Origin of the sequence: Arcicella rigui (assembly GCF_034929435.1) — a bacterium.
Taxonomy (GTDB): Bacteria; Bacteroidota; Bacteroidia; order Cytophagales; family Spirosomataceae; genus Arcicella; species Arcicella rigui.
Window position 1 is genome coordinate 179,216 of the sequence record NZ_JAYFUM010000011.1, and the last position, 15,074, is coordinate 194,289.

The following is a 15,074-nucleotide window of genomic DNA, read 5'->3' on the forward strand; positions in this document are numbered from 1 at the left end:
AAGGAAAAATCAGAAAGCTGATTTTCTAAAAGCTTAAAGCAAAATTTTTCACTAAATTTAAACCTGCATCAATCCACAAGATGCTTGAATCCGAAGCCATGAACTATAAACCAACGCTCACGAAAACTTATGAAGCTGAAGGCATTAAGAATCTTCATCTCAAAAATTTCTCTGGCAATATCGAACTGATTGGACATGAAGAAAACAACATCAAAGTAGAAGTATTTGCTTCTGTTAGAAGTGTGTTTACGCTTTTTATACTCAAAGACCCTTTGTTGGAATTTGATTTCGACACACACGATTTAATGATGAACGTAGTGGACGATACGCTGATGATTTCTTCAAAACCCGATTACTTTAATGTGTATAATTGGTTTAATTTCCAGACTACTTCTTTCAGAATTTACTTGCCCGCTTCTATAAATAGTTATTCAAAAACCTATGGCGGACAGGTTTCCTTGAAAAAATTGGAAGGCAATCATACTTTTTCTACTTGGGGCGGGGATATTTCTGCTGAACAAACCAAAGGAAATGTTGAAGGCAAAACAATGGGCGGAAAAATCAATATATTCCAATGCGAAGGCAGAATCAACGCTTCGACGATGGGTGGAAATATCTTTTTGGCAGCCAATAAAGCTGATATTAATATTGATACTAAAGGCGGCAATATGTATATCCAACACCATGAAGGCAATATTCATTGTTCAAGTTGGGGCGGAAACATCGAAGCCTTTACCGTAAATGGTTTTTTAGAATGTAATACTGCTGGCGGAAACATTTACTTGAAAAATGTAAATGGAAATATCGGAGCAAGTACCAAAGGCGGCAATATCAAAGCAGAAGTAAATGAAATCAATCAATATGCTTGGTTTGATACCGCAGGCGGAAACATTAAAATTGCTCTTCCGCTTGAACATCCTATGGATTTAGAAGCCTCCGCCAGTCGTGTTTATACGCCCATGTTTGCTAATTTTTCGGGTTATCAAACCAAACAAAGTGTCAGAGGAAAATTGAATGGCGGTGGGCCAAACGTAACGATTAAAACCTTGGCAGGCAAAATAGATATTACCAACAGCATTTTTAGTAATACTTATCAACCGAATAAACCCAATACTCCTAAAGAGGAATTTCAGCCAAACGAGGAAAAAAAAAGTCCTAACTTTTCTGAAAGAAAAACCGCTGTAAACACTCAACCATTTGAAAGAAAAGAACATGATTTTGATTTAAAATCTTCCTATAATTTTTTTTTTAAGGTCGTGTTTTGCTTGTTGTTGGGCTATGCTCTTACTTGTGTAACTTTTTTTACCTTACAAATCAGTCACTTACCGATTGATTTCTCCAACATTTATCAAAAAGTATTTTATCTAACTTTTTTAAGTGCTTTGGCATCGGTAGCAGCGATTTATGTCTTTATCCATTACATTGAAAATAAAGTTCCTGTCGATTGGGTGAAGATTTTTCCACTAATGGGTTGTTCGTTGATTTTTGGGAATCTTTTTCATACAACACTTTTTTGGCAAGATGTAAACAATAATTTGTGGGAGCTTAACAAAACGGCGGCATTTTATTTTTACTTTATTCTTCCTGTGCTGATTAGTTGGTCTTATCTTATTTACTGGCTCAAAACAAGAAGTATTACTCGCAAGATTTCAGAACAGGAGTATCAATTATTGAATTTAGAAAAACTAAAATCCAAAGCACAATTAGATGCTTTAGAAGCCCGAATCAATCCACATTTTTTGTATAATTCATTGAATAGCATTGCTGGATTGATTCACGACAAACCTGATAAAGCCGAAGAAATGACAATTCAATTATCAAAATTGTTTCGCTACACAACAGGACGAACCGAAGAGAATTTTCATACGTTGGCAGATGAGTTAGAAATCATTAAAGCTTATTTAACCATTGAAGAAGTACGTTTTGGACATCGTTTAACCTACTCAATTGATTGTGAAGAAAGTATTTTGGAAGAAAAAATTCCTCGATTTTTGTTACAACCTTTGGTAGAAAATGCCATCAAACATGGTATTTCAAAAATTGCCAGTGCAGGCATTATTAGCGTAAAAATCAGCGAAGCAGAAAACAATATTTTAATTAAAATCCACGACAACGGCCCAGATTTTGGCGAATCCTTCGGCGGTGGCTTTGGTTTACGAAGTATTAAAGAAAAACTAAAAATTGTTTATGGCGATAAAGCAAGTATTGATATTAAAAATCAGCCAGAGAAGGTGGTGATGATTTATTTGCCTTTGTGAAACCTCACCCCCTAACCCCCTCTCCTTCAGAGAGGAGGAACAGACTTTAAGGAATTTTAGGTTAATTGAATAAATGATAGACTTTATAATCAACTGTAAGATTGAAAGCTATCAGACTACGATTATAATTTGAAAGAACAATAGCTTTAAGGAATAAATTTTAAAAACCAAAATCTGCTCCCCTCTCAGCAGGAGAGGGGTTGGGGGTGAGGTTAAAACCCAATCCATGCAATACAAAACCATACTCATAGACGACGAACCGATTTCAATTAGTCGAATGCGAAGACTTTTGAAAGATTATGACGATACTTTCGACATCATTGGCGAGGCTTTGAACGGACAAGAGGGCTTGGAAATCATCGAAGATTTAAAGCCTGATTTAATTTTCTTAGACATCGAAATGCCTATTCTTTCGGGTTTTGAGATGCTGGCAAAACTTACTTATATGCCGATTGTGATTTTTGTGACAGCCTTCGACCAATTTGCCATGAAGGCTTTTGAAGAAAATTCTATTGATTATTTATTGAAGCCTATCGAAAAATCAAGGTTGGATAGAACGGTGCAAAAACTACTAAAATTTACGGAAAACCAATCTTTAAAACTTTCTTCCGAGAGTATTCAATCTATTTCGGAATTGCTAAAACCTAAAAAAGAAATTCATTCTATTTCTGTAAAGAATGGCGATAAAATTTTAATTATTGCTTTCCACGAAATCGCCTTTTTTCAGGCAGATGATAAGTATGTATTTTTAAATACCGTCGATGGAAAACAACATATTACCAATTATACCATTGCGAACCTTAGCGAAAAACTACCAGACAGCTTTATCAGAATCAGTCGTTCGTGTATTGTAAATGCTACCAGAATTAAAGAATTAGAAAGACATTTCAACGGCAAATACTTGGTAGTAATGCAAGACCAAAAACGAAGTAAATTAGAAACAGGCGTTTCTTTCCATGATAATTTAAAGCGATTGATGGAGATTTAGGGATTTGGGTTATCGGATTTCGGATTTTCCAGCCAAGCTTTCCGCCTTCTTTCCGCCTTCTTTGGAGTTATCTCCAAAGAAACGAGCGTAAGCAACTCTCCAAATATGAAGTGAGGATGAAACTATCAAGTTGGTGTGTTGCTTACGCACATCTTGTTGGAAATAATTCCAACAAGGGCGAATTCCCATTGACCTATATTTGTCGCATCAAATTATAATAAGAGTATTCATCTTGAGACCATGATAAGGAAGAGTTTTTAGTCTGTGGGTAGTCTATGATACTACCATTCGCTATAATAATTTCGCAACAATTACTATCTTCACTCATTAAAGATTCATATGACACTCTTCCTGAATTATGATATGACCTTTCAATCCATTTCTTTAGGGAGGTTAAACCAACATTTAAGTCGGGTGATAAATTTTGGTTAAAACAGCTTTTGAGGTCATTATAAAATTCCATTAAATCTGATTCTCTAATAAAATATGTAATTCCTCCTCCATTTATTTCATCATCTTTCAATAAAATTAAACTATTTGAACGTTTAAATATATCTGTGATAAGCCCCAATTTAATTAGATTATCAATTAGTATTATGTACCCATTTTCAAATTCAAATCCTGAATATTCTTCGTTTATATTTATTTCCATTTTATGTTTAGTATCTTCTTTACAACTGATTTTTGAATTCTTTAATAAATAATGACTGTAAGTAGGTTTCAACGCCTATTTTATCAAAAATTTGTTCAACTTCACGATAACTACTTATTGAGATTTCACGAGGTAGAATTACCCCTGTCAATTTGGCTATTGCATCTATTTTAGTTTCACCACTATTAACCATTGAAATCCATAACATTGTAAGTTCATCAAAAATTCTATTTAAAAAATATGTATATTCAATGGCTTTGATAGCATCTACATCTCCCAAAGAGGCTGATTTTATATATGGTTGAAAATCTGAAAATTTTATATTTGTTACTTTCTTGTTCTCTTTTAGGTTATTTTCTAATATTGGAACAATTTCACTTTGAGCAACTTCAGCATATTTTTTCATGTTTTTTTCATACGCAAATTCCCAAGTAGAATGTGATTGATTTATTATATCTGCCCAAATTCTTTCAATTGTATATTTTCTATAAAAAATGTTTAAAATTACTTTTTGTGGATATTCCGTCGTAGAGTATCTATTTTTCCAAGAATTGATTAGGCTTCTTGCGTGTTTAAAAGTATGAGTCAAATCTGCATTCATTTTACAATATTTAAGTTTTAGAAAAGTTTATATTATAATATTTATGTTTTTGTTATCAGCTTTAAGTTTTTTATACTGAAAGAACAATTCAAACCTAAATCCCATACAACATACCATTTTCCCACAAAATCTACAACCTTACACCTAATTAATTCCATAAAAAATTATTAAACGGTATTCTGTCCAATCATAATGTCAGTAAAGGTTAATATGGATACTTTAGTAAGAATCATGGATAAATCAATTCAAAAAAGAGTCCTTGATATTGAGTAACAGGTATTAATCTTACTGAATGCCCAGTAGCTACTAAATCATAAATAACACTTTGGTCGGGATGCTTATCTTTATTGGGAATACCATAATTGATAAAATTGTAAGCTCTTGAAGGTATGTTAGAATGTAATAAAAAGTTACTGCTTTTTTTAGAGCCATGATGAGGAATTTGAAAAAGCCAAAAGTCGTTCCAATAATTTTGAAAATGTTTTAAAAATGGGTCAACCTGAACATCTTTTAATAGAAAAGTATCTGAAGTTAAAAGTACATTGGGGAAGTTATTATTCCGACTATAAGTATTTTGATAGAATCTACACCAAGGTATATTAACTCTATTTTGAGGGATAGTAAACTTTTGAATTTGTATTATTCTACCATGCTTGTTTTGATGTAAACTACTCATAAGATTTTTATGTAATAAACAAAGAGAGGTTGTGTTGGAGTCTATTATATCAAGATATTGTGGTTCTTTTTCTTCTAAAGGCTCTTTTTTTATTTTGTCTGTTTGACTACTTGTCTCTTTCTGTGCATCAACAAAAATTTTTTGTAAACCAGAACCTTTAAATGAATTTATTCCTTTAATAATTTCAACAATTTTATCCAATTTGTGTTCTTCTGATAAACCTGATAGTTGTATCACATATTTAGCAAAAAATAACTTTTCAATTTTATCAAAAAATTCTTTATCCTCTTCACCAATATTTCGTTTATAAAATAGAAATTCCATTAATGCCAACCCTGTTGAGGTTTTTAATATACCTTTGTTTCTATGATTGACTTTATATACTTTTGCTTCATCAGATTTGAAGCGTGTTTTTTCTATATCCTTATCTTCAAGCTCAGATTTAACTCCTTCTCCTTCTTCAAAAACAATTGTAAAGCTTTCATTCTCACTGAAATCAAAAGTATCCTGATTACTATTTTCTATTTGAGGAATTGGGCTACCTAAATCTTCACCATCAATTAAATATATTTCAGAATCATCATCTAAATTATTCTTCAAAGTACTAAATGGATCAAGAATAAATTTAATTATAAACTCTTTATTTGAATTATTGCCTTTTGACTGACTAAGAAATCTAAGCACTAAAAATAAACGCTCTTGAAACGTTATAAAAGGCATTATGAGAGTTTTTACTTTGATATTACCATCCAATAATTTTTCAATATGACTCACATGGTCTTTATCAAAATGTGAAATAATTAATAAATCAAGTGTCTTTGTACTACTAATATTAGTCTCAGTTCTATATAAATCAATTTCTGTTTGAATGGCTTTAGCAACAGACTTAGTTCCGCAGTCGAATACCATACTAAATTTAACTTTAGTACCAATTTTAAATATTCCACTATAAAATAATCCTTGCCCAACAGGATGAACCGTGAATTTTTGAGAAAATGTCATCGTTAATGCTATTTAATTGTCTAAAACTATAATTTCATTTACCATTTTAATGATGGTAGAAATATTTACGATTATGAAGTAGCAACCTACCATTTTCCCACAAAATCCCCAAACCAATAGCTAACAATTTCCAAAAAACTTATTATACGGTATTTTGTCTTATGATAAGGTGTAGTGGTAATTCTTGTGGTTACCGTTTAGCAGCGTACCGATACAAAAAACGGTAACCGCAAAGTGTTACCGTCACCTACTATTTTTGAGCTGTAAGGCTGTATTTCTTAATTGTAATTGGCTGTTTCTTCAATGTAAATGGTCGTTTCTTAATTGTAATTATCCGTTTCTTTGATGTAAATAGTCATTTCTCAATTACAAGCATTCATTTCTTTAATGTAAATGGTTGTTTCTCAATTATAAGCATTCATTTCTTAACTGTAAATGGTTGTTTCCTGATTGTAAGCATTCATTTCTTAACTGTAAATGGTCGTTTCTTCACTGTAAGTATCTATTTCTTTTATGTAAATAGCTGTTTCTCAATTGTAAGTAGTCGTTTTCTAACTGTAAGTAGCCTTTTCTTTATTGTAAATGGTCTTTTCTTAATTGTAAGTTTCTATTTCTTCAATGTGAATTATTGTTTCTCAATTGTAAGTTTCTATTTCTTCAATGTAAATCGTCGTTTCTCAATTGTAAGTAGCCATTTCTTTAATGCAAATGGTCATTTATATTGAAGAAGAGTGAGTATTAATTGGGCAATGGTAAAGTTTCAAGGTGGAATTTACTCTAAATCATTTCCAACAAAAGCTAAACATTGTATGGCGGCTAAACCCCATTGTGCTACGGCATTGGTAGAAATGCCTTCTCCTTCCTCCACAGGATTTAATACTTTTGTACCGCTTATTTGGGTAATTTTCATCGAAGGTTTTTTTATTCCGCCATCGCCTGCATAAAACTCTTTCCAAGCACGTTTTCCTAAAGTAGTATCTTTCCCTCTTTTGGCAGCAAAAGCCGTAAGTCGGGCGTGACCTTGCTCTAAATTGAGTTTTTTTAGACTTTCCCCTAAAACAGCTTTTTGTTCTTCGGCAGTAGCATTGTATAATTGACAATACTGTAACCATGCTTTTTCAAAAATGGGCATATCTACTAATTCTATCAACTCTGCACAAATTTCAGCCAAGCCAAATACAGCACTTAAATGCGATACCGAAAGTTTTTGGGCATCTTCCTGTCGAAACTTGCCTGTTGCTAATTCCATCGTTGCCAAACCTGTGAAAAAACCATGAGCTTGTTCGGCAATAGTTTGCATACTGTTGAGCAATTTGGCTTTTACTTGTGGGTTTTCGGTACGTTCCCATTCTGTAAGCCACGCAGCAGACAAAGCACCCCAATCTGTACCGAATGAAACACTGGCTAACTCACCTTTAGGGTCTGATTCTGGAGCTTTTTGTCCAATTTTTCTTCCCGGAATAATCGTTCTGAGCGTTCTATCAGCATTTACTTGTTCTCTCATCAAATCTCCTACCCTTTCATCTGCCGTTAAATAATAATAAAAGCGACGATTGGCGGCTGTACTGATTCTTAACTGTTTGGCACTACAACCCCAATGCAAAACATTATGCCTTGAACCCAAAGGACTAAAACGCCCGATATGATGCACATCTACTTCGCCCGTGTGGCGAGTCATAGCTTCTGCTACTCTGAAAACATCGCTTCTGCCTGTTCTTAAAAAATAATACCAAAGCCATAAATCCGTAGAGAGTTCGGAATTATCCCAAGCGAAACCGCCTACATCATATCGCCAAACGTGTCTGTCATTATCGTAGCTGTGCATTACATCCCCAAAATTCCAGAAACCATACCAGCGACGTTGGTCGATTTGTTTTTTATAGTAATCAAAATAAAAATCTAACTGATTTTCAATCGCCTGTTTTTGATTTGAAGCCGTTTTCTCTGGTATAGAAAAAGCACTTCCAAAAATCCCTACTTGTGCCAAATATTCTGGCGAAGCCACCAGTAAATCTGGTTCTTGAATCTGCTTGGCAATTTCTACCAAGTCATCTCCCGAAGGTGTTTCGGATAAAATCCAAATTTGTACTTCACTGGTGCGAGCCACACCGTAAGGTTTCCCAAATTCAGGCTCGTAATCTTCATAAGTAATATCTAAAGCATTGTATTGTTTTTCGTGCGTGTCTTCGCCCATGCCGTCGTGATAAAAACGTAAATCCATTGCTGGAGATTTAGGTGCCCAAAGCCATAGCGTTAGTTCTCCGAGTTCCGTATGAGCATTTTTTATATCAATCTGTGCAGGAAAACTTTGCCAGAAATTACGAATTCCAAAGGCAATTCCACCTTTTGGCGTTCCCACATAGCCCGTTCCGCTGGCACGTCCACCAAAAGCCGATTGTATCCACGAATACCCCGCTTTTGTTCTTTTTTGAATATCAAAAGCATCGGGCGAACCTTGATATAAAGTATAATCTCCAAAAGCAGGAATGTATTGAATGTTTTTCAAGACATTTTCGGGCAATTGCGTTACCGATTTTCCTACTAATTGAGCATCTAAAGCCGTTCTGCCAGCATCTCTTCTCAAACCAGATAAACCTTGCACGGCTTCAGTAAAAACTCCTGAGTTTTCTCCGACAAAACGGATATGTCTGTCGTACAAAGCTTCTTTCAAAGGCACAGAAAAACGAATGCCCAAGCCTTTGATAAAGTCTTTGTTTTCGTCTCCATCATAAATAATGGTATGAATCATTCGGATAGATTCAGCTTCGGCATAGAAGTACAACCGAAGTACAAAGGGCAATAAATTTTTAGAAACAGTATTTTGATGCGAGCCTTCAATCTTTACAACGGCTCTGATTGCTCCACTTTGTTCAATACTTACTTTATCAATTTTCCCTTCAAAAGAATCTATCTTAAATGCTTCGTCTGCTTCTACATTATCTTGAACTGATAAAACCAATTTCCCATCCTGAGCAATTAATTGCCCTTCTCTTTGTAGCGAAGTAATCAGGGTTTTTCCTTGTTTATTGATTTCACATTGAATTTTTCCTGTGTCGATTTTAATAGTAGTACTTCCCTCCTGAACTTTCAAAACAGTATTAGCTTTGTTCGTTTTTCCTGCTTTGAGTTGTAGGTTTTTATCTAAATGTATATGTTTTGCCACAGCGTGAGCCGTCCATTTTAAACTTCCATCTGGCCAAAAAGCCAAAGGCCAAGTTTGGATTGGTATTTCATTTTCATTACTGCTCAATGTAAATGCTGTTCCTTTTTTATGTAAACCTTTTGCCCACGGAGTTCCCCAAGTTGTACCTCTGAAAAATGGCGAAACTTGTTTATCTAACCAATCTAAAGACACTGGCGTATTGGCAGTACTAACATTCGTTTGATGAAGTGTTGGAAAATCGACAGAAGAAGTAAGTGGCAAAGAGGCAGCCATCATTGAATTTTTAACAAATGCTCGACGAGTCAATGAAAAAGATGATTTCATATTTAATTCAGCTTTATTGAATTTAACTTTCAGCACAGAGCCTAAAGTTGTACAGTGCGAGCCACCATTTTCTTGAAATAGCTCAGGCTAAAAAGCCCTGCTATCTGTTTTTTTACCCAATAATTATTAAAACTATTGATGGAAAAAGGATTCTGATTGAGTACTAAGTAATGATTTTTAAAGTATAATTCGCTTTATATCTTTAACAAATACTTACAAAAAACAAGAAATGTCGTTCAAATTGTATTCATTCATTAAAAGCAATTTTGTCAATAAAACATCAATCAACGCAATTACGAAACGCCTAATTTTGTCTTTTCTGAGTTTTAATAAAGGTGATTATTTAAAAAAAATACAATCCTATAAAACCAAAAAATCCCCTTCACATCGCTGTAAAGGAGATTTTTATGATTTGGAATTACTTCGCATTATTGCTCGTGGAGACACGAGCAATGGCAATCGAAAACTCAAAGCTCATAGCTCATAGCTAACAACTAAACATTAATATCGCCAACCATATCTTCTGGTTTTACCCAAGCATCAAATTCTTCTGCTGTTAAGTAACCTAAAGCGATAGCTGTTTCTTTTAATGTTGAACCATTTTTATGAGCAGTCTGAGCAATCTCAGCCGATTTATAGTAACCAATCTTTGTATTCAATGCCGTTACCAACATCAATGAATTGTTTACGTGTTTCTTGATATTTTCGTGTAATGGTTGAATACCTTCTGCACATTTATCATTAAACGCCACACAAACATCACCAATCAAACGAGCTGAGTGTAAAAAGTTGTAAATCATTACTGGTTTAAACACGTTTAGTTCAAAGTGTCCCATCGAACCACCGATACCAACGGCTACATCGTTACCCATTACTTGTGCCGCCACCATTGTCATGGCTTCGCATTGTGTAGGGTTTACTTTTCCCGGCATAATTGACGAACCCGGCTCGTTATCAGGAATATAGATTTCACCAATACCCGAACGTGGTCCAGAAGAAAGCATACGAACATCGTTACCGATTTTCATTAAGCTAACTGCTACTGTTTTCAACGCTCCGTGTGCTTCTACGATCGCATCGTGTGCCGCTAAAGCTTCAAATTTATTTTCTGCCGTAACGAAAGGTAAGCCTGTTAAATCTGCAATGTGTTTTGCTACATTTTCAGAATAACCTTTTGGTGTGTTGATACCTGTTCCTACTGCTGTACCACCCAAAGCTAATTCTGAAAGGTGAGCTAAAGTATTATTGATAGCACGCAAACCGTGGTCAAGTTGAGAAACATAACCAGAGAATTCTTGTCCTAAAGTTAAAGGCGTAGCATCCATAAAGTGAGTACGACCAATCTTTACAACATTTTTGAATTCTTTCGCTTTTGCATCTAAAGTATTACGTAGTTTTGTAATGCCCGGAATCGTTACTTCTACCAAGATTTTGTATGCCGCAATGTGCATCGCTGTTGGGAAAGTATCGTTAGACGACTGCGATTTGTTTACATCATCGTTCGGGTGAATGTATTTTGTTTCATCTAACAAACTTCCACCATTAATTACATGAGCTCTGTAAGCCACAACTTCGTTACAGTTCATGTTTGATTGCGTTCCCGAACCAGTTTGCCAAACTACCAATGGGAATTGGTCGTCTAACTTTCCTTCCAAGATTTCATCACATACTTGTCCGATAAGGTTTTTCTTATCTTCTGCCAAAACGCCCGCCTCAAAATTTGTGATGGCTGCTGCTTTTTTCAAATAGGCAAACGCACGGATAATTTCTTTTGGCATCTTGTTGATGTCTTGAGCAATCGGAAAGTTCATAATTGAACGTTGCGTTTGAGCTCCCCAGTAAACATTGGCAGGCACTTGTACCTTGCCCATCGTGTCTTTTTCTATTCTGTATTCCATTTCTACCTTTTGAAAATATGAAAATGAGTAAATAAACTTGCTTAGACTTCACAAGTTTATTCGCCGTTTAAACTTGACTGCAAAGGTAGAAATGAAAAGGAAACGTAGGATGTTTTTTTGATTTTTTTGTGGTAAAATGATGAAGGTCAGTTTTTGGGATTTGGGATTGGGGATTTGGGATGTTGGTCGTCGGATTTCGGTTGTCAGTCTTCAGGTTTTAGATTTTAAGCTTTTATTTTTATTGATGACCGTAATCCGATAGCCAAAAGCCAAAAAAACTTCGCTGATAGCATGACTTCGATTCATGCCATCAGTTGTACTTCATCATTTATAAAAAAACAATCATCAAAATCTGATGACCGAAAGCTGAAATCCGAAAGCCGATTGCCGACATCCGAAGACCAAAAAACATTTATTGCAAGAACTTATCTCTTAGCAATTGTATTCCTCCTCAAGTCTTGATAGTTTTGTGAAATTGTAAAATTTACAGGAGAAAGATAAACCTCACCCCCAACCCCCTCTCCTGCTGAGAGGGGGCTTTTCAAAATTAAAGTTCCCCTCTCAACAGGAGAGGGGTTAGGGGTGAGGTTGCTCATAAAACAACAAAACATGGCAACTTGGTATTTAGGTAAAATACGTTATCAACGTGAAGACGAAGCAGGTTCTTTAAAAACAATTAATGAAGCATACTTGGTGGATGCAGTTTCTTATACAGAAGCAGAAGCAAGAATGTATGAAGTAGTGGCAAGTAATACACCTGATTTTCAATTAATTAGTTTAACAAAAATGAAACTGAGCGAAGTTTTCTTTGAAGAAAACGGCTCGGAGATTTGGTACAAAGCCAAAGTTCAATACATTACTTTCGACGAAAAAACGCAGAAAGAAAAGAAAGTACCCCATATTATGCTCATCAATGCCGAAACGCCAAAAGACGTTTACGAAGCATTGGTGAAAAACTTAGGTAGCTTGGGCGATTACTTGATTACAGACATTAATATCACTACGATTTTAGAAGTATGTCCTTACGTTCCTGAAAATGAATTGTTGAAAAAAGGAAATTTCAGACCAGTAGCCGAAGTTTTGGCTGAACAAGAAAACCAATTAGCAGAGCCAGCGAATCAATAAATTGAATCAGCAATGAATAACGAAGAAATTGTCGCCTTACTTGAACTCACGGTAAAGCTGCTTGAATTACACGACGAAAACGAATTCAAAATCAAAAATCTTGGTTTTGCCGTTCGTGCTTTGGATAAAACTACCGAAGATTTATTGAATATGTCGGTAGCTCAGTTGGCTACTTTGCCAAGTGTGGGAAAAAGTATTGCTGGAAAAATTGACGAAATCCGACAAACGGGAACGACGCAAGAATTAACAGAATTACTTGCTCGCACCCCCGAAGGCGTTTTTGATATGCTCAATATCAAAGGCATTGGCCCCAAAAAAGTACGCACAATTTGGCAGGAACTCAATATTACTGATACTCGTGAATTGCTTTTGGCTTGTGAAAATGGCGAAGTAGCGAAATTGAAAGGTTTTGGATATAAAATTCAGAACACCATCAAAGAGTCTATTTTGTACGCACAATCAAACGCTGGGAAACTTCGCATGGAAAAGGGCGAAGAATTGGCAGAAATTTTATTTGATGAGTTAGAAAAATCTTTTGAACAAGTATCTATCGTTGGCGATGTCAGACGTAAAAATGAAATTGTTGAAAAGATTCAATTGGTAGTTGGACATGATAAACCTTGGGAAGTACAGAAGTTAATCAATTCATTACCGACTTTACAACAAGATGAAAAAGCCTCCTCTCCTTTTGCTTGGCGTGGACATTTTGAAGGAAAAGCCATCGAAATTGAAGTATTGATTTGTTCACCTGCTCAGTTTGTCAACCAAGTATTTATTTACTCTGCTTCGCCCAAGCATTTGGCAAGTCAAAACATTTTAAAGACTGTCCAGAAACAAGAGTTTGATTCAGAAGAAGCCATTTATGCAAGTGTCAATATTCCTTATATCATTCCAGAAATGCGAGAAGGTAATTTTGAATTTGATTGGGTACAAAATCATCAAAATGAGGAATTAATTACTTGGGATGGACTCAAAGGTATTTTGCATAATCACTCTACTTATTCAGATGGTAAACATTCTTTAAAAGAAATGGCTGATTATTGTAGAGAATTAGGCTTTGAATATTTGGGCATTGCCGACCATTCAAAAACTGCTTCTTATGCCAAAGGACTTTCGGAAGAAAGAGTGTTTGAACAGCACGCTGAAATTGATAAATTGAATCAAGCTTATTCGTTGATGACAGACAGACCTTTTAAAATACTAAAAGGCATAGAATCTGATATTTTGGGCGACGGTTCTTTAGATTATCCAGATGATGTATTGAAAAGCTTTGATTATATCGTGGCTTCAATTCATCAAAATCTGAAAATGACTGAAGAAAAAGCGATGTCAAGAATCATTGGAGCAATTGAAAATCCTTATACAACCATACTCGGACATCCAACTGGGCGATTATTATTATCAAGAGCAGGTTATCCTGTCGATTATAAAAAAATGATTGACGCTTGTGCGGCTAATAATGTAGTGATTGAAATTAATGCCAGCCCATATCGTTTAGATTTAGATTGGCGATGGATACAATACGCTTTAGAAAAAGGCGTAAAGTTGTCTATTAATCCAGATGCACACGAAAAAGATGGATATTTCGATATGCACTATGGCGTAGCAGTAGCTCGTAAAGGAGGTTTAACCAAAGAAATGACATTTAATGCTTTGAGTCTGCAAGAAATTACTGATTACTTAAAGAAATAATCAAAAAAGCCTCATAGAAACCTTTTCAAAACTAAACAAGTGTTTTGAAAAGGTTTTTTTTGTAAAATTACACCTAATTATTTCCTCATAATCTTAATATCATTTATTCTCCCTTTTACTACCATGAGAACAATACTTCTAAAAACCCGTTTGTTATTATTCATTTTCTTCGCTTCATTCTTTTTTAGTGCTTGCCAAAAAGATGATGTACTTTCTGATGGCGAAAAAGTAGCCAACGAACTAAAAAGTAAATATGTTGGATACAATTTTAACGTAGTGGCTTACAGTAATAGAAATACTTCTGCTACTTCCGATACGCAACTCAATATCAATGGTATTTTTATTACCGTAGGCAATACTACTTATAATTTAGATAAGCTGATTTCCTATCGCTATGACAACACAAACAGCATTGCCAGTTTAATATTATACTTTGAATAATATTTTACCCTGAAATTCCTGTTCAAAGTTTTTAGTCCATTGTGGATTTTAAACCCTTGTGACAAATATTAAAATCAATATCCTTCTTGAAGCCAAAATGTGTTTCGGGAAGGATTTTTTATTTTTCCCATCAATAAATCGGCAAAATAATACCGCTTACTTTAATAAAATCAAATTTTCTCTAAAAAATAGCTAATCATCAAGTTATATTTTCTCAATTCACTCTTTTATAGGTAATCACAGTTTTTAGATAC

The 15,074-nt window shown here is 34.7% G+C and carries 11 protein-coding genes; 5 read left to right on the forward strand and 6 right to left on the reverse strand.

What is annotated here, in order from left to right; translation table 11 throughout:
* The first annotated feature begins 80 nt into the window (after positions 1 to 80).
* A complete protein-coding gene (locus tag VB248_RS11355; RefSeq protein ID WP_323296898.1) occupies positions 81 to 2,258 on the forward strand; it encodes a histidine kinase in 2,178 nt (725 codons plus the stop codon).
* A 226-nt stretch (positions 2,259 to 2,484) separates the two neighbouring features.
* Complete coding sequence (locus tag VB248_RS11360) at positions 2,485 to 3,246, forward strand: LytR/AlgR family response regulator transcription factor (protein ID WP_323296899.1); 762 nt, start codon at positions 2,485 to 2,487, stop codon at positions 3,244 to 3,246.
* Between the two features lie 9 nt (positions 3,247 to 3,255).
* Here the strand turns inward: VB248_RS11360 and VB248_RS11365 are convergent, their stop codons facing one another.
* The 6 genes from VB248_RS11365 to fumC all read right to left on the reverse strand — a co-directional run bounded on the left by VB248_RS11365 (position 3,256) and on the right by fumC (position 11,562).
* Complete coding sequence (locus VB248_RS11365) at positions 3,256 to 3,435, reverse strand: hypothetical protein (RefSeq protein ID WP_323296900.1); 180 nt, start codon at positions 3,433 to 3,435, stop codon at positions 3,256 to 3,258.
* A 4-nt stretch (positions 3,436 to 3,439) separates the two neighbouring features.
* Positions 3,440 to 3,898: a hypothetical protein gene (locus VB248_RS11370; RefSeq protein ID WP_323296901.1), complete on the reverse strand. Its 459-nt coding sequence runs from the start codon at positions 3,896 to 3,898 to the stop codon at positions 3,440 to 3,442.
* A 19-nt stretch (positions 3,899 to 3,917) separates the two neighbouring features.
* Positions 3,918 to 4,499, reverse strand: a complete 582-nt coding sequence (locus tag VB248_RS11375) for a hypothetical protein (RefSeq protein ID WP_323296902.1) — start codon at positions 4,497 to 4,499, stop codon at positions 3,918 to 3,920.
* A 229-nt stretch (positions 4,500 to 4,728) separates the two neighbouring features.
* Positions 4,729 to 6,177, reverse strand: a complete 1,449-nt coding sequence (locus VB248_RS11380; RefSeq protein ID WP_323296903.1) for a ComEC/Rec2 family competence protein — start codon at positions 6,175 to 6,177, stop codon at positions 4,729 to 4,731.
* A 772-nt stretch (positions 6,178 to 6,949) separates the two neighbouring features.
* The gene (locus VB248_RS11385) at positions 6,950 to 9,664 is read right to left on the reverse strand and encodes an exo-rhamnogalacturonan lyase family protein (protein WP_323296904.1); all 2,715 of its coding nucleotides are present in this window, start codon (positions 9,662 to 9,664) and stop codon (positions 6,950 to 6,952) included.
* A gap of 494 nt (positions 9,665 to 10,158) precedes the next feature.
* Positions 10,159 to 11,562 carry a class II fumarate hydratase gene (gene fumC, locus VB248_RS11390; protein ID WP_323296905.1) on the reverse strand — a complete coding sequence of 468 codons (1,404 nt, stop codon included), beginning with the start codon at positions 11,560 to 11,562 and terminating at the stop codon, positions 10,159 to 10,161.
* Positions 11,563 to 12,171: 609 nt separating this feature from the next.
* Between fumC and VB248_RS11395 the strand changes: the two genes are divergently transcribed.
* From VB248_RS11395 to VB248_RS11405, 3 genes are all read left to right on the forward strand, one after another.
* Positions 12,172 to 12,687 (forward strand): DUF4494 domain-containing protein, encoded by a 516-nt coding sequence (locus tag VB248_RS11395; RefSeq protein ID WP_323296906.1) that lies wholly within the window; start codon positions 12,172 to 12,174, stop codon positions 12,685 to 12,687.
* 12 nt (positions 12,688 to 12,699) lie between these two features.
* The gene (locus VB248_RS11400; protein ID WP_323296907.1) at positions 12,700 to 14,379 is read left to right on the forward strand and encodes a PHP domain-containing protein; all 1,680 of its coding nucleotides are present in this window, start codon (positions 12,700 to 12,702) and stop codon (positions 14,377 to 14,379) included.
* 123 nt (positions 14,380 to 14,502) lie between these two features.
* Positions 14,503 to 14,820: a hypothetical protein gene (locus VB248_RS11405; RefSeq protein ID WP_323296908.1), complete on the forward strand. Its 318-nt coding sequence runs from the start codon at positions 14,503 to 14,505 to the stop codon at positions 14,818 to 14,820.
* The last annotated feature ends 254 nt before the right edge of the window (positions 14,821 to 15,074 follow it).

Bases quoted from the DNA above. Each gene is read 5' to 3' on its own strand.
- VB248_RS11380 (WP_323296903.1), bottom strand. From the start codon at position 6,177: ATGACATTTTCTCAAAAATTCACGGTTCATCCTGTTGGGCAAGGATTA.
- VB248_RS11395 (WP_323296906.1), top strand. From the start codon at position 12,172: ATGGCAACTTGGTATTTAGGTAAAATACGTTATCAACGTGAAGACGAA.
- VB248_RS11355 (WP_323296898.1), top strand. From the start codon at position 81: ATGCTTGAATCCGAAGCCATGAACTATAAACCAACGCTCACGAAAACT.
- VB248_RS11365 (WP_323296900.1), bottom strand. From the start codon at position 3,435: ATGGGAATTCGCCCTTGTTGGAATTATTTCCAACAAGATGTGCGTAAG.
- VB248_RS11385 (WP_323296904.1), bottom strand. From the start codon at position 9,664: ATGAAATCATCTTTTTCATTGACTCGTCGAGCATTTGTTAAAAATTCA.
- VB248_RS11370 (WP_323296901.1), bottom strand. From the start codon at position 3,898: ATGGAAATAAATATAAACGAAGAATATTCAGGATTTGAATTTGAAAAT.
- VB248_RS11405 (WP_323296908.1), top strand. From the start codon at position 14,503: ATGAGAACAATACTTCTAAAAACCCGTTTGTTATTATTCATTTTCTTC.
- fumC (WP_323296905.1), bottom strand. From the start codon at position 11,562: ATGGAATACAGAATAGAAAAAGACACGATGGGCAAGGTACAAGTGCCT.
- VB248_RS11400 (WP_323296907.1), top strand. From the start codon at position 12,700: ATGAATAACGAAGAAATTGTCGCCTTACTTGAACTCACGGTAAAGCTG.
- VB248_RS11360 (WP_323296899.1), top strand. From the start codon at position 2,485: ATGCAATACAAAACCATACTCATAGACGACGAACCGATTTCAATTAGT.
- VB248_RS11375 (WP_323296902.1), bottom strand. From the start codon at position 4,499: ATGAATGCAGATTTGACTCATACTTTTAAACACGCAAGAAGCCTAATC.